Raw genomic sequence first — 20,843 nt, forward strand, 5'->3', positions numbered from 1 at the left:
CATGACAGCTCGCTGGACCACTGCAGTACTCGACACCGATCAACCCGGCGGTATCGCCGTGGCACGCAGCCCGGAAGGCTTTCTGTTCGATGACAACGGCGCGCTGTTCCCACGCGAATGGCTCAAGCGTCAGGACCTGTCGATCCTCGCCGAACATGGCATTGGCCATCTCGATGGCGAGCCGGTGTATCTGTTCGAGTTGCGCAGCGCCAGCGAGGTCCCGGGTTGCAGTTGGAAAGGCCTGCGCGCTTTCATGCTTGAAGGTGAGCACACGATCTACAAAGTGCTCGGTTACGCCGCGCAGATCGGCACCTGGGCCCGCGAGCATCGCTTCTGCGGCAATTGCGGCCAACCCATGACTCAAGTGCCGCGCGAGCGGGCGATGTATTGCCAGCCCTGCGACTTGCGCAGTTACCCGCGAATCTCGCCGAGCATGATCGTGCTGATCACGCGAGGTGACGAGATTTTGCTGGCCCGTTCACCGCGTTTCGTTACCGGCGTCTATAGCACGCTGGCCGGGTTCGCCGAGCCAGGCGAGTCCGCTGAGGAATGCCTGATCCGCGAAGTGCGCGAAGAAGTGCAGATCGAGGTCAAGAACATTCAGTACATGGGCAGCCAGTGCTGGCCATTCCCGCATTCGATGATGCTCGGCTTCCATGCCGAATACGCTGGCGGTGAGATTGTCTGTCAGGAGGACGAGATCGAAGACGCCCAGTGGTTCAACGTGCATGATTTGCCGCCGTTGCCGGCGTCGAAATCGATTGCTCGTTACCTGATCGACGTCTATGTGGCGCGGCGCTTAGGCCACGCTGAACCAGTGCTGCCAGGCTAGGCGTACGGTCAAGCCCAGCACCACGGTAATGAACACCGGGCGAATGAATTTGGCGCCGCCGCTGATAGCGGTGCGCGCGCCAAAGAATGCACCGACCATCACTGACAGGCCCATGCACAGGCCGATGACCCAGTCGACCTGACCGGAAAAGATGAACACCGACAGCGCCGCAATGTTGCTGACGAAATTCATGCTGCGCGCCACGCCGCTGGCCTTGACCAGATCGATCGGATACAGCAGCAGGCTGCTCACGGTCCAGAACGCGCCGGTGCCGGGGCCGGCCACACCGTCGTAGAAGCCGAGGCTGAAGCCTTGGGTCGATTGCCATTTCTTTTTGATCGGCGCGTTGCTGTCCAGCGGCGCTTTCGGCGTGCCGCCGAACAACAGGTACAGACCGCAGGCAAAGACGATCACCGGCAGCATCTTGTTCAGCCACTCGGCGGGCAGGTAATGCGCGACGACGGCACCGGTCAGCGCGCCGACCAGCGTGCCTACGATCGCGTGCGTCCACTGGCGCGGATGGAACAGTTTGCGCTTATAGAAGGTGAAACTGGCGGTCGCCGAACCGAAGGTCGAACTCAGTTTGTTGGTGCCTAGCACCAGATGCGGCGGCAGACCCGCAGTGAGCAGGGCGGGCGTGGTCAGCAGCCCGCCGCCGCCAGCAATGGCATCGATGAAACCGGCAAGGAAGGCAACAGCGGCCAGAATGGCCAGAGTGGTGAGGTCAACGCTGAGTTCGAAGGGCATGGAATCGGCTTATTCGGCAAGGCGCAGAACATGGGCTGCGGGGAGGCCGGACATGTTACTCATTTCCAATTGTTGCGGCGACCGTTACGGCGCCATCGCCAGCACGCTGGCTCTCACAATGATTTCGCGGCGAATGCAAATCCCCTGTGGCCAGCCTGCTGGCGATGGCTGACAACTTGGTATTAAAAGTGACTCAGCAGCCATTCCCCGACTCAAAACCCTGCATCAGAAAAAATGCGGCCTAAAGCCAGTACGTGTTTTTACGTTCTATAGCCATTCTCGGGATTATCGCAGCCTGGGCCGTCCTCTTCGCGAGCAGGCTCGCTCCCACACGGGGAACGCATTTTAACAGGTGGCCTGCTCGCGAAGGCATCATCACATTCACAAGGAGTTTCAAACGTGAAAGGTTTCAAGGGGTATATCGGTTTCGTCACATTGGTGCTGGGATCGGCCAGTGCCTGGGCCGATCTGCCTCACAGTTCGATTCTCAGCCGCTACGGCGTGACCACCGAACAGTTGCCGAGCGCAGCGGACGCTGAGGTCATCGAGCCCGTCGAAGCAAAAAGCCGTTTTCAGATCCAGCCCGAACAACCGTACGTAACGTTTCGCCTGGGCGACGACGTGGTGTCGCAAACCACCGGCAACCCGATCATCGATCGAATGGAGCAGCAGGACCTGGCGCGTTGTCGGCGCCTGCAGGAGGAGCTTGTCCGGCGTGGCGGCACCTATGTCAGTTGCGACAACAGCATTCCGGGCCTGAGCCAGCCCCGGTAATTGCGCCCTCGGAGCTGCCTTGTGCGGCAGCTCCACTGGCGGCTATCAGTCTTCTTCGCGAACGGTGGCGACTTCATCCGCGCGAACCTTCACTTTCGCCCCGGAGATGTCTTCGAACTCATAGAAACCATCCTCGGTTTCGGTCTTCGGCATGTCCTTGGTCAGATACTGGGTGCCGTTCTGCAAAGTGACCACGGTTGCGGTCGAGCAACCGCCCAGAGCCAGGGCTGCAGCGATGGCCAAAGGAATGCCCAGTGTCTTGATTTTCATACCCACCTCGTGTGCCTCATTCATATGCTGCCGAGCATTGTCGGCCTCTAACGCGGTTGGTGCCATCCGTACCGGAAAAGTTCGATGGCCCGCTAAAAAAATGCCATTGATCATTTTCCGTTTGCGCCGGGCGGGGCAGAGCTGATATCTGTACGCATAACCAGTACCCGCTTCGCCATGGCCCTGAATTCCGTGACTGCCAACCCCCTCGACGATCCGTTCTATTACCTTAACAACTTCCGCCAAGTGCTTGATTGGCTTGAACTTCGTTATGCCGACGTGATGAGCGAAAGCGAGCATGCCTTCATTCGCGACTTCAAAGCCTTGCCGCGGCCGTCGCAGGGTTTACTGGTGCGGATGGTCATGCGCAAGGGTGTGCATTTTCGCGCGGGCAAACTCAATTACCTGGAAATCGGCGACATCGCCAAAGCCGCGCAACCGTTGCTGGCCCACGGCTGGGTCGAGGAACACGCGCCTCTGACGCTTGCCGAGTTGTTCGATGTGCTGCTCAAGGCAGAGCTGCTGCAAGCGTTCGGCGCCGCCATCGAGCAGCCCAAGGGGCGCAAGGATGACTGGGTGGCGTTGCTCTCCGAGCAGTTCAGCGAACCGCGCAGCCTGCGCGACTGGGCGCCGCAACTGGCCGACCGCCTGTTCAGCCTGACCCTGATGGACCTGTGCGACCGCTTGCGCCTGATGTTCTTCGGCAATCTTTATCAGGACTGGTCGGAATTCGTCCTCGCCGACCTTGGCATCTTTACCTACGAGAAAGTCGAATTCTGCGCTGACTCGCGCGGCCTGCGCAGTCGTGACGACGTCGACGCCTGCCTCTTCCTGCACCAGTGCCAATTGCGCTTTGAAGCCGGTGAGCCGCTTGAGGACGTCGTCGCGCAGGTCAGCGCGTTGCACTTCGACAACCCGTGGCTGCAACGGCGGCGCGGCAAGGTGTTGTTTCAGATCGGCCAGTATTGCGAGCGCATCAGCGAATTTGCCTTGGCCCTGAGCATTTACCGCGACTGCGGCTATCCCGGCGCACGCTTGCGCATGCTCCGCGTGCTGGAGCGCAGCGGCGAGTACCCGCTGGCGCTGGAACTGGCGACCCTCGCGCAGCAGGCCCCGGAAAGCGCCGCCGAGCAACAGGGTTTGCAGCGGATCGTGCCGCGTTTGCGGCGCAAGCTCGGTGGGCCGCCGCTCAAACGTATTGCGGCGAGAGCGGTGGAGCGCCTGGATCTGCATTTACCCAGAGTCGACCCGACGTTGTCCGTCGAGTATTACGTGCAGGCGCATCTGCACGATGACGACGGCCCGGTGCATTACGTGGAAAACAGCCTGATCAACTCGCTGTTCGGCCTGCTGTGCTGGCCGGCGATTTTCGCGCCATTGCCCGGTGCGTTCTTTCACCCGTTCCAGCGCGGGCCGGTGGATTTGCTCAACGAAGATTTCCAGCAGCGCCGCGCCGAGCTGTTTCAGGCGTGCCTGAGCGAACTCGACGATGGCCGTTACATCGCAACCATCCGCGAACGCTTCGTTGCCAAGTGGGGCATTCAGTCGCCGTTCGTGTTCTGGGGCGCATTGAACGAGCAATTGCTGGAACAGGCGCTGGCTTGCCTGCCCGCCGAGCATCTGAAGCACTGGTTCAACCGCTTGCTGCTCGACATCAAGGCCAATCGCGCCGGCATGCCCGATCTGATCCAGTTCTGGCCGCAGCGCAAAACCTACCGAATGATCGAAGTCAAAGGCCCCGGCGATCGCTTGCAGGACAACCAGCTGCGCTGGCTGGAGTTCTGCCACGAACACCAGATGCCGGTAGCCGTGTGTTACGTGCAATGGGCGGAGCAGAGCGCTTGAGCTACAGCATCGCCGTGCGCGCACTGTGTGAGTTCACTGCCAAGAGCGGTGACCTCGACTTGCGTTTCACCCCGTCACCCACAGCGCTGGAAGGCATCGCCGGGCATCGCACCGTTGCGTCGCGGCGCAGCGAGAAGTACCAGAGCGAGGTGGCGCTCGAAGGCGAGTTCCGCCAGTTGAAGGTCAAGGGCAGGGCGGACGGCTACGACCCGACAGCCAACTGCCTGGAAGAAGTCAAAACCTACCGCGGCGACCTGAGCAAGCAGCCCGCCAACCACCGCCAGTTGCATTGGGCGCAGGCGAAGATCTATGGCTGGTTGATGTGCTGCAAGCTCGATTTGCAACAGATCAATCTGGCCCTGGTGTATTTCGACATCGTCAGCGAGAAGGAAACCTGCCTGGTCGAGTCGTTCAGCGCTGAAATGCTCAAAGCTTTTTTCGAGCAGCAGTGCGGCGTGTTCCTGCTCTGGGCCGAGCAGGAAATGGCCCATCGCGAGGCGCGCAATCAAGCGGCGCAGCAATTGGCTTTTCCCCATGCAGATTTTCGCCCTGGCCAACGGCATCTGGCCGAATCGGTGTTCAAAGCGGTCAGCACCGGTCGCTGCCTGATGGCGCAGGCGCCAACCGGCATCGGCAAGACCCTCGGCACGCTGTTCCCGATGCTCAAGGCGCTGGCGCCGCAGCAACTGGACAAGGTGTTCTTCCTCACCGCGAAAACCCCGGGGCGCAAACTGGCGCTGGATGCCAGCCAGGTGTTGTTCAAACAATCGCCGGCCTTGCCCCTGCGGGTGCTGGAAATGGTCGCGCGGGACAAGGCCTGCGAACACCCGGACAAGGCCTGCCATGGCGACTCCTGCCCGCTGGCCAAGGGCTTTTACGATCGCCTGCCCGCGGCGCGCGAGGCGGCCAGTCGGATTCGCTTGCTTGATCAAGCGGCGATGCGCGAGGTCGCCGCGCAACATGCGGTCTGTCCTTATTATCTGAGTCAGGAAATGGCGCGCTGGGCCGACGTGGTGGTCGCCGACTACAACTATTACTTCGACTTCAGCGCGCTGCTGTTTGGCCTCGCCCAGCTCAACCAATGGAAGGTCGCGGTGCTTGCCGATGAGGCGCATAACCTCGTCGAACGCGGCCGGCAGATGTACAGCGCCAGCCTTGATCAGTTTGTGCTGGGCAGCGTGCGCAAAACTGCTCCCGCGCCGCTGAAAAACAGCCTTCAACGCCTCAATCGTGAATGGAACGCCCTGCATGCACCACAGACGCTGGCGTATCAGGCGTATGACAAGGCGCCGGAAAAGCTTCTGCAGGCGATTTCACTGTGTTGCGCCGCCATTGGCGACTACCTCAACGAACACCCGCAAGGCCTCGACAGTGGCTTGCAGAATTTCTATTTCGAGCTGCTGCAATTCGCCCGCGTGGCGGAGCTGTACGACGCGCATTACCTGTTCGATATCAGCAAACGCGACCTCGAACGCAAAAAGCCGCTGTCGCAGTTGTGCCTGCGCAATGTCGTGCCGGCGGCGTTCATTGGCCCCAGACTGACGGCGGCGCGCAGCAGTGTGCTGTTTTCCGCCACGCTCAGCCCGCGCAATTATTACGCCGATCTGCTCGGCACACCCGCCGACACTGTATGGATCGACGTCGAATCGCCGTTCCACGCCGAACAGCTGAATGTGCAGATCATCAGCCGCATCTCCACCCGGTTCAACCATCGCCAGGCGTCGCTTGAGCCGATCGTCGAACTGATCGCGCGCCAGTTCAGCGAGCACCCCGGCAACTATCTGGCGTTTTTCAGCAGCTTCGACTATCTGCAACAAGTGGCGGCGCTGATGGCCGAGCGTTATCCGCAGATCACCCTCTGGCAACAGTCGCGGGGCATGGTCGAAGGCGCGCGGCAGGCGTTTCTCGATCAATTCACCGCGCACAGCCAGGGCATCGGCTTTGCTGTGCTCGGCGGTGCGTTCGGCGAGGGCATCGATCTGCCCGGTGCGCGCTTGATCGGCGCGTTCATCGCCACACTGGGGCTGGCCCAGCTCAACCCGATCAATGAACAGCTGAAACGGCGCATGGCGGCGATTTTCGGTGCCGGTTATGACTACACCTATTTGTACCCCGGCCTGCAGAAAGTCGTACAGGCCGCTGGCCGAGTCATCCGCACCCGTGAGGATCGCGGCGTGGTCATGCTGATCGACGACCGCTTTGCCGAAAGCCGGATCAAGCAGCTATTGCCACGCTGGTGGGCAATCAATCATGAAACCACGGCTTCCCAAATCGACGGATTGCCGCATAATTTCGCTCATGACAACGGCCGGTGAGCAAGATGAGCGAAAACCCTAAAAGCGCTGAGATCGAGAACATGCGTTTTCGCCTGCTGATCGACTCGGTGATCGATTACGCGATCTACATGATCGACCCTGACGGCATAATCACCAGCTGGAATTCCGGGGCCAAACGCTTCAAGGGCTACGAAGAAGCAGAAATCCTCGGCGAACACTTTTCACGGTTCTACACCGCAGAAGACCGCGCCGCCGGTTTGCCGCAACGTGCGCTGAATACGGCGATCAACGAAGGGCGCTTTGAAGGCGAGGGCTGGCGAGTACGCAAGGACGGCACCAATTTCTGGTCGCACGTGGTGATCGACCCGATCATCGACCCCGATGGCCGCCTGCTCGGTTTCGCCAAGATCACCCGTGACCTCACCGATCGCAAAATGGCCGAGGAAACCCTCAAGCAAAGCGAACAGCAGTTTCGTCTGCTGGTGCAGGGCGTTACCGATTACGCAATCTACATGCTCAGCCCCGAAGGCCGGGTCAGCAACTGGAATCAGGGTGCGCAGCGGATCAAGGGTTATATGCCGGGAGAGATCATCGGTCAGCATTTCTCGATCTTTTACACCCCCGAAGACCGCGAACTCGGCGAGCCGCAACGCTCGCTGGAAATCGCCACCCGCGAGGGCCGTTTCGAGAACAAGAGCTGGCGCATGCGCAAGGACGGCACACGCTTTCTGGCGCATGTAGTGGTCGATGCGATTCGCGGCGATACCGGCATCCTGCTCGGTTTTGCCAAGATCACCCGTGATATCACCGAAGCCCATCAATCCCGCCAGGCATTGGAAAAAACCCGTGAAGCGCTGTTTCAGGCGCAGAAGATGCAGGCCATCGGTCAACTCAGCGGGGGCATTGCCCATGATTTCAATAACCTGCTGACGGTGATCCTCGGCAATCTGGAGATCGTGCAAAAGCGCATGGGCGCCGACCCGAAGATCAGCCGTCTGCTGGAAAACGCCACTCAGGGTGCCTTGCGCGGTGTGTCGCTGACCCAGCGCATGCTGGCATTCGCCCGCCGCCAGGAGCTCAAGACCGAATCGGTCGATATTGCCCAGTTGGTGCAGGGCATCACCGGATTGCTGCGCAGCTCGCTGGGGCCGGGCATCCGCATCGAAACGCGCTTTCCCGACGATCTGCAGCCAGTGCTGGCCGACAACAATCAGCTCGAACTGGCCTTGCTCAATCTGGCAACCAATGCCCGCGACGCCATGCCCGACGGCGGCACGGTGACTATCACCGCGCAGCCGCAAGTGGTGCTGGAGCTGGGTGATTCGCAGTTGCCGGCCGGGCACTACGTGTGCCTGAGTCTGATCGACACCGGGGAGGGCATGGATGCCAACACGCTGGCGTCGGCCCGCGACCCGTTTTTCACCACCAAGGGGCTGGGCAAGGGCACCGGGCTGGGCTTGTCGATGGTCCATGGTTTTATTGAACAGCTCGGTGGCCGTTTCATCCTCAAAAGCGAAAAGGGCCAGGGCACCACGGCTGAACTGTGGATTCCGGTCGCCCTTGAGGGCGTCGCCAGCAAGCCGCAGCTTTCCTCGGCCACGCCGGTTTCGGTGCCACGCCTCAGCGTGCTGGTGGTCGATGACGATTCGCTGGTACTGACCAGCACCAGCCTGTTGCTTGAAGACCTTGGCCATCGCGTCCTCGGCGCCACGTCCGGTGAGCAAGCGTTGCGCCTGTTCGATCAGGGCGAACTCATCGACCTGATGATCACCGACATGGCCATGCCCAAAATGAGCGGTGCGCAACTGGCCCACGCCGTGCGTATGCTCAAACCGGACCTGCCAGTCATCCTCGCCACCGGTTACGCCGAGCGCCTGGAGGGTTTCGCCGCTGAGCTGCCGCGCCTGCCCAAGCCGTTCACGCAGATGGGGTTGGTAGCGATCATTGCGCAATCGATGAAATGAGGCGCTGGTCAGTTCGCCTGAACTTGTCCGCCTCCAAGGTTTTCGAAAGGTTTTTAACCACCTCGGAGCGCGTTTGTTTTGTCTCGCATATTGACCCACCCTACCGCTGAAGAAGAGGCGCTGACCGAACACAACGCCAAGATGTTCGGCTCGCCCAAGGAACGTCTGGATTTCTATCGACGCGAAATCCAGTACGAAACCAGCATCCTCGCCAACCGCACCGACGCCTATCTGGCGGCGCAGTCGTTTCTGGTGATCGCATTCGCCTCGTGCATGGCTAACCTCAACCCGGAGTGGGGCAAGTTGTTCACATTAGTGGTGCCGCCGTTTCTTGCCTTGCTCGGCGTGCTCAGCTCGCTGAACGCCTGGCCGGGCATTCGTGCGGCGTATGAAATCATTGATCACTGGCATTTCAAGCAGAGCCAGTTATTGCAGGCTGAACCGGTGATGGGGTTGGCGTATGACGAGTCGCCGCTGTTCAGCGAGGTCGAGTCGAGCCACAAGGGCTATCGCAAGTCGCTGTTGTTTTCGCTGCGCACGCCGTGGATCTTTGCGACGTTCTGGATAGTGCTGGGGGGGTATGCGGTGTTTATCCAGGTGACGAATCCGGGGGGATGATGGCTGCGGGAACTGAGAAGCCCTGGAGGCTTGGACTCTTTGTTCGCATGGATTTTGTAGTGGATTTTCGATCGAACCCCCTCACCCCAGCCCTCTCCCCCAAGGGGGGCGAGGGGGAAAGGGAGCAGATCTTCGCAAGATTCAAATTTGGCGTTCACTCGGTATTTCAGGTCGACGCAATTCAAATAGTCACTGCGGTCGGTTCCCTCTCCCTCCGGGAGAGGGCTAGGGTGAGGGGCTTTTCAGGCTCAACTCGCCACTTCAAGCTCGCGCTCAACCGCCTGGGAATACTGCGACGCCTGTGGAATCGGCGGAAAATCCTCATTCAACACGCATAAATGATCAATCGCATCCTCAAACAGCAAATCGGCTTTCTTGCGTAAGGCCCGGTAATGCTCGAACTGCTCCATATCCAGATTCTCCACCTCAAGCAACGCGTTGGCCGCGCGGTTGAGGGTGTGGGCGTTATCGAACAATTGCCGGTTGCGTTCCAGAGCCAATGCTCTGCAAGCCTTGATTTGCGCAGGAGTCGAACGTTCTTTCATGACCGTAACCTTTTTCTTCAGGATTCCGTTTCATAGGCGTCGCGCCGCAGGGGAATCGAACCTGCCGGGCCGCCGCTTGATGCATTCAGCGACGGTTATGGTTGTGACCGCTGGCAACGAAGCGGGGATCCATTTTTTTGCAGAAAAAACTTCGATCAATTAACCGTTAAAGCGCCGGATTAAAAATCAGCTTTTTTGTTTTTTGTACTGTTCGTAGCCCGCAAGGATTGGCTGGGTGCTGATGCCGTGCACTAGGATGCTCAGCGCCACCACCGATAACGTCAGGTCGGTACACAGGGTGGCGACGTTGTTGGTCAGACCGTGATTCAAGGCAAAGAACAGGTAAAACAAGCTGCCGATCCCGCGAATGCCGAACCAGCCGATCAACAGCCGCTGACGGCCCTTGAGCAGAGTGCCCCATGGCATCAGCGCGACGCAGGCTGGGCGAATCAGGCAGAACAGCACAGCGCCCACCAGCAGCGCCCGCCAATCCCAATGCGCCAGCAGCACCACGCCAAGCAGGGTCACCAGAAACACTTCCATGGCCCGTTCGACCAGCCCGCCGAACGCGAGCATGTCGCCCATCATGATGCCGGCGGCCAATTGGCTGCTCTTCAGTTCATCGGTGTCGCCGCGCACGGCGTGTTGCGGTTCGACGTTCAGGTGGCCCACCACCGGTTGCACCAGATGCTCGGCCGGCGGCTGGCTGACGCCGGTGGACTTCACTTCGACCTGACGCAAGCCGAGGCCGGCGGCGAATACCGAGAGAAAGCCGTAACCGCCGATGGCTTCGGCGAGCACGTAAGCCAGGGCGATCAGCGCCAAAGCGAGGTAATCATTGGGGCTAAGAGTGCTGTCTTCATTATGGATACGCAGCAACACCGTGACGCGCCCGATGCCGCGACCCATCCAGTAACCGGTCAGCAAACCCGCCGGCACTGCCCACAGCACACTGCGCAACAGCCAGCCTTGCAGCTCGCCGCCGGCGTTGTCGCTGTGAATCAGCAGCAACCCGAGAATCACGAACGGGAAGGCGATGCCGTCATTCAAACCGGCCTCGCCGGACAGGCCAAAGCGCACGCTGTCGATGTCACGCGCATCATTGACCTGCACCAACGCCGCGAGCACCGGATCGGTAGGTGCCAGAATCGCGCCGATCAGCAACGACGGTCCCCACGGCAACTGCAGGCCCCAGTGCAACAGCAGGCAGACCCCGGCGATGGTCAGCACCATGACCGGGCCGGCCAGGCCGAAGGCAATGCGCCAGGGTTTGTCAGTCAGCGGTAAACGCAGCTTCAGGCCGCACACGAACAGGGAAAACAGCACCGCCACCTCGGTCAGGTGCTCCATCCACAGCGAGGCGTTTTCCAGCGACAGTTTCAACAGATTGAGGCCGCTCGGACCGATGGCAATGCCCAGCAACAGGCACACGGCCGACGTGGTCACTGGCATCCAGCGCAGGTACGACGAAGTCAACGCCAGTGTCAGCAGAACCGCGCCGAGCACGGCAACCCACACCGTGAAACTCACGAACGGCCACCATCAAACAGCAAGGTAAACACATTCATAGGCTCAACCCGTGGTCGTGCGCAGGTACTCGGGAATGAGCACGTTGAACCACAGCAGAATCATCGATACCAGCAGCGTCACCAGCACCAACAGGCCAACCCCCCAGACGGAGGCGGAGTAGAGCAGGCCTTGTTCCTTGCGCTCGTGCATGAACGTCGGCAGCCCGACAAACAACAGGAAAGTCGAATAAATCGACGCCGCACCGAGCACCAGAATCGCCAGCCAGCGGCTCGGGTAAAGCCCGGCAATCCCGGCGATGAAAAACGGCGTCACGGTGTAAGCGGCAAAACCGATGCATTGGTTGAGCGTCGGCCGCGCGTCAAAGGTGCGCGACATCCAGCGAATGAAGCCGCCCATGATCGCCACGCCGACGACGATGGTCACGTATAGCAGAACGCACAGCTGCAAGGCGCTGGCCGTGCTCAGTCGCACGTTCTCGCCGACCGCCAGGCTCCAGCCGACGTTGGTGGTGCCGATGAACAGGCACACCGCTGGAATCAGCGCCAGCACCAGCAGGTGCGCGAGGTAGTGTCGGGGGTGGGCTTCTTCTTCGCGGCGGATATCGGTCCAGGCGAAGTTGGGGCGGGTGAACAGCTTGACGATAGGTGCGGACATGACGACCTCCTGATCCTGTTAGCCCGTCGGGCTCTACAGTTATGGAGAGGGCGCCACGCCGCTGGGTTCAGTTTTTCTCGCGGGCGGTCAGAGCATCGGTTTACCGCCGGTCACGCCGTAGCGCTGACCGGTGATGTAACTGGCTTCGTCCGAGGCCAGCAGCACATAGATCGGCGCAACTTCCACCGGTTGACCGGGGCGACCAAGCGGCGTGCTGCCACCGAAGTTCTGCACTTCTTCGTCAGGCATGGTCGAGACGATCAACGGCGTCCAGATCGGCCCCGGCGCGACGCTGTTGACGCGGATCTCCTTCGGCCCAAGCATCTGCGCCAGGCCACCGGTGAAGTTGGCAATCGCCCCTTTGGTGGTCGCGTAGGCGAGCAGCGTCGGCTTGGGCATGTCCGAATTGACCGAACTGGTGTTGATGATCGATGAGCCTGGGCGCATGTGTTTGATCGCGGCCTGACAGATGCGGAACATCGCCGTGATGTTCACATCGAAGGTCATCACCCATTCTTCGTCGGGAATCTCTTCGAAATTCTCATGGGTCATCTGGAACGCCGCGTTATTGACCAGCACATCGATACGGCCAAAGCGCTCGACGGTCTTGTCGACCAGCGCCTGACACTGGGCTTTATCGGCGATGTCACCCGGCAACAACAGACACTGACGCCCAGCCTGCTCGACCCAGCGCGCGGTTTCCTTGGCGTCTTCATGTTCGTCCAGATACGCCACGGCAACGTCGGCGCCTTCACGCGCAAAGGCAATCGCCACCGCGCGACCGATGCCACTGTCAGCACCAGTGATCAAGGCAATCTTGCCGGCCAGCCGCCCCGAACCGACATAACTTTGCTCACCGCAATCGGGATACGGCTCCATCTTGCGCTGCGAACCAGGCACAGGTTGGGCTTGTTTGGGGAAGGGTGGTTTTGGATAGTTGCTCATCGCAGGGTCTCCTTCGTTTCAAGGCAAGTGTCTCGGGTTGACCCGGGGGATTTGCCGTGAGTTCGATCGGATTTGCGCTGGCGTCTTTCGAACGAGATGCAAAACCAATGTGGGAGCTTGCGGACAAGCTGCCACAGGGATCGTGTGCACCACCAGTCCAGCAACCGAAAATCAAAAGCCCCTCACCCTAGCCCTCTCCCGGAGGGAGAGGGGACTGACCGAGGTGGATGCGAGGGCTGCGCCGACTCCAAATACCGAGTCGTACTCAAATTTTGAAAGGCACGCAGATCGGCTCCCTCTCCCTCGGGAGAGGGCTGGGGTGAGGGGCGAATCCACTGAAGATCTCAAGCCATACGGCGCTTCTAACCACTCAACAATGAGCGTTAGCTCGCGTGCCCTTGATCTTGGTCTTGCCTAACCAGCGACATCGGAAGGCTGAGCGCAGGGATTGATCCGGGCGTGGGAGCGTAGCGACCGTACGACGAAGTCGTACACAGCGGAAGGAGGTGCCGCGCAGCAAACCGTAGCCGCTGCGCCCGGATCAGTCCCGGAGCGAAGGGACCCGAGCCTGCGAGGGCCGAACGTAGGAGCAAGCGTTTTGGGTTACCTTTTTGGCGTTTGAAAAAGGTGACCCGCCGTAAGGGCGGAACCCTAAGCCGCCTTTACCGCAGCAACGGATATGTACCCATTCAAAAGAAGCAAGCCACCGCTTGCAGGCAAGCTCCCACCGGGAAATCAAGCACCACGCTGCGCCAGCGCACGCTCCATCCGACCGATGCCTTCTTCCAGCAACGACCGCGGGCAACCAAAATTCAAGCGCACAAACTGCTGATGCTGATCACCAAAATCCACCCCCGCACTGAGCCCGACCTTGCCCTGCTCAAGAAAGAACCGCTGCGGATCCGGCAGATCCAGCGCCGAACAATCCAGCCACGCCAGGGAAGTCCCCTGCGGCACATTGATCGTCACCCCCGGCAAACGACTGCGCACAGCCTCAACCAGCCAGTCACGATTGCCCTGAAGATAACCCTTCAGCTCGGCCAACCAAGGCGCGCCTTCGCTGTACGCCACGCGAGTGGCCTCCATGCCCAGCGGATTGACGCTGTCGACCATGCCGCAACGAGCATGATTGACACGCTCACGCAGGGCAGCGTTCTGAATGATCATGAACGACGTCTTCAGGCCGGCAATGTTGTAAGCCTTGCTCGCCGACATCAGCGTAATGGTGCGCTGGGCGATCTCGGGGCTCAGCGATGCCGTCGGAACATGCACGCGACCGTCGAAGCACAGCTCGGCATGAATTTCGTCAGAGATGATCCAGGCATCGTGAGCCATGCAGATCTCAGCCACATCATGCAGCTCCTGCGCACCGAACACCTTGCCGATCGGATTGTGCGGATTGCTCAACAACAGCGCGCCGCCGCCCACCAGCGCATCACGCAGCGCCGTCAGTGGCGTTGCATAGCTGCCATCCGCCTGAGCAACGAACTCCAGTTCAACCTTGTTCAACCCCCAATGGCCCGGCGCGTGACGCAGCGGCGGGTAGTTCGGCACTTGCACCACAACGTTCTGCTGCGGCTGCACCAATGCCTTGAGCGCCATGTTGAAACCGGACTCGACACCCGGCAGGAAGATCAGCTCCTGCGGCTTGACCTGCCAGGCGTACTTGGCCCACAGGTCGGCAATGATCGCCTCACGCAAGTTGTCCTGCGCCACGCTGTAGCCCACCAGCGGGTGCAGCAAGCGCTGCTGCAAGGCCTCGATCACCACTGGCGGCGCGGCAAAGTCCATGTCCGCGACCCACATCGGCAGGACATCCGCCGGATAGCGGCTCCACTTGGTGCTGCCGGTGTCGTGGCGGTCGAATACCTGATCAAAATCGAAAGTCATGCGCGGTCTCGTGAAGGCGGGTTGTTCAGGGGCGTCATGATAAGCCCGTGGCTACGGCGAGGCATACAAAACCTCATCACACCGCAGCCCCCTGTGGGAGCGAGCCTGCTCGCGAAAGCGGTGTGTCATTGAAATGAATGCCGACTGACACGACGCATTCGCGAGCAGGCTCGCTCCCACATGGGCTTCGGTAGCGGGGCTGAAAACACCCGACGGTCGGTTTTCACCCAGGCGCTGCGCTGATTGTCTACAGTGAAAAAGTCGACGCCAAGGCGTCGCAACCGTGATTGTCCAGATAAAACCCGGCACCAGTACCGGGTTCCACCTGATCAGGAGTGCACGATGGATCTCAGCCGTCGTCAGTTCTTCAAGGTCGCAGGTATCGGCCTTGCAGGCTCAAGCCTGGGCGCGTTGGGCATGGCCCCGACGCCAGCCTTCGCCGAGCAGGTGCGCCACTTCAAGCTCGCCCACACCCATGAAACCCGCAACACCTGCCCGTATTGCTCGGTCGGCTGCGGTTTGATCATGTACAGCCAGGGCGATGCCGGGAAAAACGTGGCGCAGAACATCATTCACATCGAGGGCGACGCTGACCACCCGGTCAATCGCGGCACCCTTTGCCCGAAAGGCGCCGGTCTGCTCGACTTCATTCACAGCCCCGGCCGCTTGCAGTACCCGCAGGTGCGCAAGCCCGGCAGCAGCGAGTGGACGCGAATCAGCTGGGACGAAGCGCTCGATCGCATCGCCGACCTGATGAAAACCGACCGCGACGCCAATTTCATCGAAAAGAATGCCAACGGGCAAACGGTGAATCGCTGGCTGAGCACCGGTTTCCTCGCGGCCTCGGCGGCGTCCAACGAAGCCGGCTACATCACCCAGAAGGTGATTCGCAGCCTCGGCATGCTGGGGTTCGATAACCAGGCGCGTGTCTGACACGGCCCGACGGTGGCAAGTCTTGCCCCGACGTACGGCCGTGGTGCCATGACCAATACCTGGACCGACATCGCCAACGCGAATCTGATCCTGGTGATGGGTGGCAACGCAGCAGAAGCGCACCCGTGCGGCTTCAAATGGGTGACCGAGGCCAAGGCGCACAACGCTGCGCGGCTGATCGTGGTCGATCCGCGTTTTACTCGGACCGCTTCGGTGGCCGACTATTACGCGCCGATCCGCACCGGCACCGACATCGCCTTCATGGGCGGGCTGATCAATTACCTGCTGACCACTGACAGGATCCAGCACGAATACGTGCGCAACTACACCGACGTGTCGTTCATCGTCAAAGCCGGTTATGGCTTCGAGGACGGCATTTTCAGTGGCTATGACGCGGAAAAGCGCAGCTACACCGATAAGTCCGGCTGGGGCTACGAGTTCGCCGAGGACGGCTTCGTCCGGGTCGACCCGACCCTGCAGGACCCGCGCTGCGTCTATCAATTGATGAAGCAGCATTACAGCCGCTACAACATCGAGTTGGCGAGCCAGATCTGTGGCATGCCGGTCGACGCCATGCAAAAAATCTGGGACGAGATCGCCACCTGCTCGACGCCTGGCAAGACCATGACGATTCTCTACGCCCTCGGCTGGACCCAGCACTCGATCGGCGCGCAGATCATCCGCAGCGCGGCGATGGTGCAATTGCTGCTGGGCAACGTCGGCATGCCAGGTGGCGGGGTGAATGCCTTGCGTGGGCACTCGAACATTCAGGGCCTGACCGACCTCGGTCTGCTGTCCAACGCGCTGCCCGGTTACCTGACGCTGGCCAGCGACACCGAGCAGGATTACGCCCAGTTCATTCACAAGCGCACGCAAGTGCCGCTGCGGCCGGGGCAGCTTTCGTACTGGCAGAACTACAGCAAGTTCCACGTCAGCCTGATGAAATCCTGGTACGGCGCCAACGCCACCGCCGAGAACAACTGGCTGTTCGATCATTTGCCGAAACTGGACATTCCCAACTACGACGTCCTGAAAATGTTCGACCTGATGAGCCAGGGCAAAGTGAACGGCTACATGTGCCAGGGCTTCAACCCGATCGCCGCACTGCCGGACAAGAACCGCGTGATGGCCGCCCTGGCGAAGCTGAAATGGCTGGTGGTGATGGACCCGCTGGCCACCGAAACCTCGGAGTTCTGGCATAACGTCGGGCCGTACAACGACGTGAAAACCGCCGAAATCCAGACCGAAGTCATTCGCCTGCCGACCACCTGTTTCGCCGAGGAAGACGGCTCGCTGGTCAACAGCAGTCGCTGGCTGCAATGGCACTGGAAGGGCGCCGATGGCCCGGGCGAAGCGCAGACCGACATACGCATCATGAGCGAACTGTTCCTGCGCCTGCGCAAACGCTACCAGGCCGAGGGCGGCAAATTTCCCGATCCGCTGCTGAAACTGTCGTGGCCGTACAAGATCGCCGACGAGCCTTCGCCGGAAGAACTGGCCAAGGAAATCAACGGCAGCGCAGTGACCGACTTCACCGATGCCACTGGCGCCATGGTCAAGGCCGGTACGCAACTGGCCGGGTTCGGCTTGCTCAAGGACGACGGCAGCACCGCGTCGGGTTGCTGGATCTTCGCCGGCAGCTGGACCGAGGCCGGCAACCAGATGGCCCGCCGTGACAATGCCGACCCGTACGGCATGCACCAGCATCAAGGCTGGGCCTGGGCGTGGCCGGCCAATCGGCGGATTCTCTATAACCGCGCTTCCGCCGACCTTGCCGGCAAGCCATGGGACCCGAAAAAACGTCTGGTCTGGTGGAACGGCAAAACCTGGGGCGGCACCGATGTGCCGGATTACAAGGCTGACGTGCCGCCGGAAGCCGGGATGAATCCGTTCATCATGAACCCCGAAGGTGTGGCGCGCTTCTTCGCCGTCGACAAGATGAACGAAGGGCCATTCCCCGAGCACTACGAGCCATTCGAAACGCCGATCGGCATCAACCCGCTGCACCCGCAAAACAAGAAAGCCACCAGCAACCCGGCAGCGCGAATTTTCGATTCGGTCTGGGAAAGCCTCGGCGAGGCCAAGGACTTCCCCTACGCCGGCACCAGTTACCGGCTGACCGAGCATTTCCACTTCTGGAGCAAGCACTGCAAGTTGAACGCGATTGCGCAACCCGAGCAATTCGTCGAAATCGGCGAAGTGCTGGCGAAAGAGAAGGGCATCGCCGCCGGTGATCGCGTGCGGGTCAGTTGCAAGCGCGGCTTTATCGAAGCGGTGGCAGTGGTGACCAAGCGGATTCGGCCGCTGCAGGTCAACGGCCAGGTCGTGCACCAGATCGGCATCCCGCTGCACTGGGGCTTCACCGGCCTGACGCGCCACGGTTACCTGACCAACACGCTGGTGCCGTTCCTCGGCGATGGCAACACCCAGACCCCGGAATCCAAGTCATTCCTGGTCAACGTGGAGAAGCTCTAGTGGAGATCTTATAAATGGCCAGCCAAGACATCATTGCCCGCTCGGCCACCACCACGGTGCCGCCGTCGGTGCGCAATCAGCAAGCCGTCGCCAAGCTGATCGACACCACCAAATGTATCGGCTGCAAGGCCTGCCAGGTTGCCTGCTCGGAATGGAACGAGCTGCGCGACGAGGTCGGCCACAACCACGGCACCTACGACAACCCGCAGGACCTGACCGCGGACACGTGGACGCTGATGCGCTTCACCGAGCACGAAACCGACGCCGGCAACCTCGAATGGCTGATCCGCAAGGACGGCTGCATGCATTGCGCCGAGCCCGGTTGCCTCGCGGCATGCCCGAGCCCCGGCGCGATCATCCAGCACGCCAACGGCATCGTCGATTTCAATCAGGATCACTGCATCGGCTGCGGTTACTGCATCACCGGTTGCCCGTTCAACATTCCGCGCATCTCGCAAAAGGATCACAAGGCCTACAAGTGCACCTTGTGTTCCGATCGCGTGGCGGTGGGCCTGGAACCGGCCTGCGTGAAAACCTGCCCGACCGGCGCCATCGTCTTCGGCACCAAGGAAGACATGAAAGAGCACGCCGCCGAACGCATCGTCGACCTGAAAAGCCGTGGTTTTGAAAACGCCGGTTTGTACGACCCGGCCGGCGTCGGCGGCACGCATGTGATGTACGTGTTGCACCACGCTGACACACCAAAACTCTACGCCGGGTTGCCGGATCATCCGGCGATCAGTCCGCTGGTGGAGTTGTGGAAAGGTGTCAGCAAACCCTTGGCGCTGCTGGCGATGGGCGCGGCGGTGATTGCCGGGTTCTTCCACTATGTACGCGTCGGCCCCAATCGCGTCGAAGAGGATGAACAGCCGACGCCGCCCGACACCTCGGTGCATGTCGTCGACCCGGCGGTGCACACCTACGATCCACGCGGGGAGGAGCGGCCATGAGCCACAAGACAATCCTGCGTTACAGCGCCAACCAGCGCACCAATCACTGGCTGGTGGCGATCCTGTTTTTCATGGCCGGGTTGTCCGGGCTGGCGCTGTTTCACCCGGCGCTGTTCTGGCTGAGCAACCTGTTCGGCGGCGGCACCTGGACGCGGATTCTGCACCCCTACATGGGCATCGCCATGTTCGTGCTGTTCCTCGGCCTGGTCTTCAGCTTCTGGCGTACGAACTTTTTCATCGCCAACGATCGGCAATGGCTGCGGCGGATCAACCGGGTCATGGTCAACGACGAAGACAGCGTCCCGCCGGTGGGCAAATACAACGCCGGGCAGAAACTGCTGTTCTGGACTTTACTGCTATGCATGTTGGCTTTGCTGTTCACCGGGCTGGTGATCTGGCGCGCGTGGTTCAGCGTGTACTTCGGCATCAGCGTGATCCGCTGGGCGATGCTGTTGCATGCGCTTGCCGGGTTCATTCTGGTGTTGAGCATCATCGTGCACATTTATGCCGGGCTGTGGATCAAGGGCTCGGTCGACGCCATGTTGCACGGCTGGGTCAGCCGCGCCTGGGCGAGAAAACATCACGCGCTGTGGTACCGCGACATTACCCGCGATGAACGTCCCGTGGACGTGCCGGAGCGACCCATCAGTAAAAAGGGCTGACGTTTGCCGACTATTCTGGAACCCGGTGAAATCGAAGCGGCGGCCAGTTCGCCCCCGTTTTTGTATCTGCCGCCGCGCAACCTGTTTGTGCTGCGCGCGCAACGGCTCGAGCAACTGGCCGAGGGGCATGCGCTGGCTGACTATCTGCGTTTGATTGCCGGGTTGTGCCGGGTTCAGCAGCAGGTGTTCGATGATCCGCCGCTGACCGCGCCATTTGATCAGCAACGCATCGAGGCTTGCCAGCAACATGGCTTGCCGCCGTTCGCTGCTGACACGCTGGTGCGCGAGGAGGGCTGGCAGGCTTATCTTTTGGCGCTGTTGCAGCGTTATGAACCTTCGGGGCAACCCGCTGTTATCGAGGCAGTGACGACCTTGCGGGTGGCCAGCGCCGGTCAATGGCGTTCCTGGGCTGTCGCGCTGGTCAGTGGCCAGTATTCCTTAGTGCCGGCGCAACTGGTGCCATTCCTTGGCGCGGCGCTGCAAGTGGCGTGGAGTCACTGGTTGCTCAGCGCCGCCCATCTGCAACTGAAACACGGCGACAGCCTCAGCCAATGCCCGGCGTGCGGTTCTCCGGCGATGGCCGGGGTGATCCGCCATCGCGGTAAACACAACGGCTTGCGCTATCTGGTGTGTTCGCTGTGCGCCTGCGAATGGCATGTGGTGCGGGTCAAGTGCGTGTATTGCGAGTCGAGCAAAGGCCTCGATTATCTGAGTTTTGAGGACGATCGCCACGCCGCCAATCAGGCACCGTTGCGCGCGGAAGTCTGCCCCGGCTGCAACAGCTATCTGAAACTGGTCTATCTGGAAAACGATGCCGAAGCCGAGGCTTTATCGGCGGATCTCGGCAGTTTGCTGCTGGACATGCGCCTGGCGCAGGACGGCTTTCAGCGGCTGGCACCGAATCTGTTGCTGGCGCCGGGAGACGAATGAGCC

18 protein-coding genes are annotated in these 20,843 nt (G+C 60.8%); 11 read left to right on the top strand and 7 right to left on the bottom strand.

The features are described from left to right. Position 1 precedes the first annotated feature (1 nt). Positions 2-832 (top strand): NAD(+) diphosphatase, encoded by an 831-nt coding sequence (gene nudC / locus ACGSLL_RS00810; RefSeq protein WP_394502191.1) that lies wholly within the window; start codon positions 2-4, stop codon positions 830-832. On the opposite strand, the gene ACGSLL_RS00815 is transcribed toward nudC, so the two are convergent. Next, positions 800-1,579, bottom strand: coding sequence for a TSUP family transporter (locus ACGSLL_RS00815; RefSeq protein ID WP_394502193.1), 780 nt, complete (start codon positions 1,577-1,579; stop codon positions 800-802). The two genes, nudC and ACGSLL_RS00815, sit on opposite strands and share 33 nt — an antisense overlap. Positions 1,580-1,978: 399 nt before the next feature. Here ACGSLL_RS00815 and ACGSLL_RS00820 point away from each other — a divergent pair, with 399 nt between their 5' ends. Next, complete coding sequence (locus tag ACGSLL_RS00820) at positions 1,979-2,353, top strand: hypothetical protein (protein ID WP_394502195.1); 375 nt, start codon at positions 1,979-1,981, stop codon at positions 2,351-2,353. A gap of 45 nt (positions 2,354-2,398) precedes the next feature. Here ACGSLL_RS00820 and ACGSLL_RS00825 read toward each other — a convergent pair whose 3' ends face one another. Continuing rightward, positions 2,399-2,623, bottom strand: a complete 225-nt coding sequence (locus tag ACGSLL_RS00825) for a YgdI/YgdR family lipoprotein (protein ID WP_394502197.1) — start codon at positions 2,621-2,623, stop codon at positions 2,399-2,401. Positions 2,624-2,800: 177 nt separating this feature from the next. On the opposite strand from ACGSLL_RS00825, the gene ACGSLL_RS00830 reads away from it, so the two are divergent. The 4 genes from ACGSLL_RS00830 (at position 2,801) to ACGSLL_RS00845 (ending at position 9,326) form a co-directional block, all read left to right on the top strand. Further along, positions 2,801-4,468, top strand: a complete 1,668-nt coding sequence (locus ACGSLL_RS00830; protein ID WP_394502199.1) for a VRR-NUC domain-containing protein — start codon at positions 2,801-2,803, stop codon at positions 4,466-4,468. After that, complete coding sequence (locus tag ACGSLL_RS00835) at positions 4,465-6,783, top strand: ATP-dependent DNA helicase (RefSeq protein WP_394502203.1); 2,319 nt, start codon at positions 4,465-4,467, stop codon at positions 6,781-6,783. Before ACGSLL_RS00830 ends, ACGSLL_RS00835 begins: the two co-directional genes overlap by 4 nt. Before the next feature lie 5 nt (positions 6,784-6,788). Beyond that, positions 6,789-8,708, top strand: coding sequence for a hybrid sensor histidine kinase/response regulator (locus ACGSLL_RS00840; RefSeq protein WP_394502205.1), 1,920 nt, complete (start codon positions 6,789-6,791; stop codon positions 8,706-8,708). A gap of 78 nt (positions 8,709-8,786) precedes the next feature. After that, complete coding sequence (locus ACGSLL_RS00845; protein WP_394502207.1) at positions 8,787-9,326, top strand: hypothetical protein; 540 nt, start codon at positions 8,787-8,789, stop codon at positions 9,324-9,326. A 248-nt stretch (positions 9,327-9,574) separates the two neighbouring features. Here the strand turns inward: ACGSLL_RS00845 and ACGSLL_RS00850 are convergent, their stop codons facing one another. After that, a complete protein-coding gene (locus ACGSLL_RS00850; RefSeq protein ID WP_394502209.1) occupies positions 9,575-9,871 on the bottom strand; it encodes a hypothetical protein in 297 nt (98 codons plus the stop codon). Between ACGSLL_RS00850 and ACGSLL_RS00855 the strand changes: the two genes are divergently transcribed. Continuing rightward, a complete protein-coding gene (locus tag ACGSLL_RS00855) occupies positions 9,870-10,034 on the top strand; it encodes a hypothetical protein (protein WP_203418149.1) in 165 nt (54 codons plus the stop codon). The genes ACGSLL_RS00850 and ACGSLL_RS00855 overlap by 2 nt on opposite strands. A 23-nt stretch (positions 10,035-10,057) precedes the next feature. Here ACGSLL_RS00855 and ACGSLL_RS00860 read toward each other — a convergent pair whose 3' ends face one another. From ACGSLL_RS00860 to ACGSLL_RS00875, 4 genes are all read right to left on the bottom strand, one after another. Further along, entirely contained in the window at positions 10,058-11,401 is a 1,344-nt protein-coding gene (locus tag ACGSLL_RS00860; RefSeq protein ID WP_394502212.1) for a cation:proton antiporter, read from the bottom strand. 42 nt (positions 11,402-11,443) lie between these two features. After that, on the bottom strand, positions 11,444-12,055 hold the full coding sequence (locus ACGSLL_RS00865) for a Yip1 family protein (protein WP_394502214.1): 612 nt from the start codon (positions 12,053-12,055) through the stop codon (positions 11,444-11,446). A gap of 87 nt (positions 12,056-12,142) precedes the next feature. Next, complete coding sequence (locus ACGSLL_RS00870) at positions 12,143-13,000, bottom strand: glucose 1-dehydrogenase (protein WP_394502216.1); 858 nt, start codon at positions 12,998-13,000, stop codon at positions 12,143-12,145. Between the two features lie 735 nt (positions 13,001-13,735). Then, complete coding sequence (locus ACGSLL_RS00875) at positions 13,736-14,890, bottom strand: MalY/PatB family protein (protein ID WP_394502218.1); 1,155 nt, start codon at positions 14,888-14,890, stop codon at positions 13,736-13,738. 342 nt (positions 14,891-15,232) lie between these two features. Between ACGSLL_RS00875 and fdnG the strand changes: the two genes are divergently transcribed. The 4 genes from fdnG to fdhE are packed head-to-tail and all read left to right on the top strand — an operon-like array spanning position 15,233 to position 20,840. Then, on the top strand, positions 15,233-18,298 hold the full coding sequence (gene fdnG, locus ACGSLL_RS00880; protein WP_394502221.1) for a formate dehydrogenase-N subunit alpha: 3,066 nt from the start codon (positions 15,233-15,235) through the stop codon (positions 18,296-18,298). Between the two features lie 14 nt (positions 18,299-18,312). Beyond that, entirely contained in the window at positions 18,313-19,248 is a 936-nt protein-coding gene (gene fdxH / locus ACGSLL_RS00885) for a formate dehydrogenase subunit beta (protein WP_394502223.1), read from the top strand. Further along, positions 19,245-19,910, top strand: coding sequence for a formate dehydrogenase subunit gamma (locus tag ACGSLL_RS00890; RefSeq protein WP_394502225.1), 666 nt, complete (start codon positions 19,245-19,247; stop codon positions 19,908-19,910). Before fdxH ends, ACGSLL_RS00890 begins: the two co-directional genes overlap by 4 nt. A 3-nt stretch (positions 19,911-19,913) precedes the next feature. Beyond that, a complete protein-coding gene (gene fdhE / locus ACGSLL_RS00895; protein ID WP_394502227.1) occupies positions 19,914-20,840 on the top strand; it encodes a formate dehydrogenase accessory protein FdhE in 927 nt (308 codons plus the stop codon). Positions 20,841-20,843 lie beyond the last annotated feature (3 nt).

The sequence above is a fragment of the Pseudomonas retamae genome (assembly GCF_043496865.1).
GTDB classification, from domain to species: domain Bacteria; phylum Pseudomonadota; class Gammaproteobacteria; order Pseudomonadales; family Pseudomonadaceae; genus Aquipseudomonas; species Aquipseudomonas retamae.

What these genes read in the sequence shown, in the direction of transcription:
- ACGSLL_RS00870 (WP_394502216.1), bottom strand. Translation starts at nt 13,000, where the DNA reads ATGAGCAACTATCCAAAACCACCCTTCCCCAAACAAGCCCAACCTGTG.
- ACGSLL_RS00825 (WP_394502197.1), bottom strand. Translation starts at nt 2,623, where the DNA reads ATGAAAATCAAGACACTGGGCATTCCTTTGGCCATCGCTGCAGCCCTG.
- ACGSLL_RS00865 (WP_394502214.1), bottom strand. Translation starts at nt 12,055, where the DNA reads ATGTCCGCACCTATCGTCAAGCTGTTCACCCGCCCCAACTTCGCCTGG.
- fdxH (WP_394502223.1), top strand. Translation starts at nt 18,313, where the DNA reads ATGGCCAGCCAAGACATCATTGCCCGCTCGGCCACCACCACGGTGCCG.
- ACGSLL_RS00855 (WP_203418149.1), top strand. Translation starts at nt 9,870, where the DNA reads ATGACCGTAACCTTTTTCTTCAGGATTCCGTTTCATAGGCGTCGCGCC.
- ACGSLL_RS00850 (WP_394502209.1), bottom strand. Translation starts at nt 9,871, where the DNA reads ATGAAAGAACGTTCGACTCCTGCGCAAATCAAGGCTTGCAGAGCATTG.
- ACGSLL_RS00890 (WP_394502225.1), top strand. Translation starts at nt 19,245, where the DNA reads ATGAGCCACAAGACAATCCTGCGTTACAGCGCCAACCAGCGCACCAAT.
- ACGSLL_RS00830 (WP_394502199.1), top strand. Translation starts at nt 2,801, where the DNA reads ATGGCCCTGAATTCCGTGACTGCCAACCCCCTCGACGATCCGTTCTAT.
- nudC (WP_394502191.1), top strand. Translation starts at nt 2, where the DNA reads ATGACAGCTCGCTGGACCACTGCAGTACTCGACACCGATCAACCCGGC.
- ACGSLL_RS00815 (WP_394502193.1), bottom strand. Translation starts at nt 1,579, where the DNA reads ATGCCCTTCGAACTCAGCGTTGACCTCACCACTCTGGCCATTCTGGCC.
- ACGSLL_RS00840 (WP_394502205.1), top strand. Translation starts at nt 6,789, where the DNA reads ATGAGCGAAAACCCTAAAAGCGCTGAGATCGAGAACATGCGTTTTCGC.
- ACGSLL_RS00875 (WP_394502218.1), bottom strand. Translation starts at nt 14,890, where the DNA reads ATGACTTTCGATTTTGATCAGGTATTCGACCGCCACGACACCGGCAGC.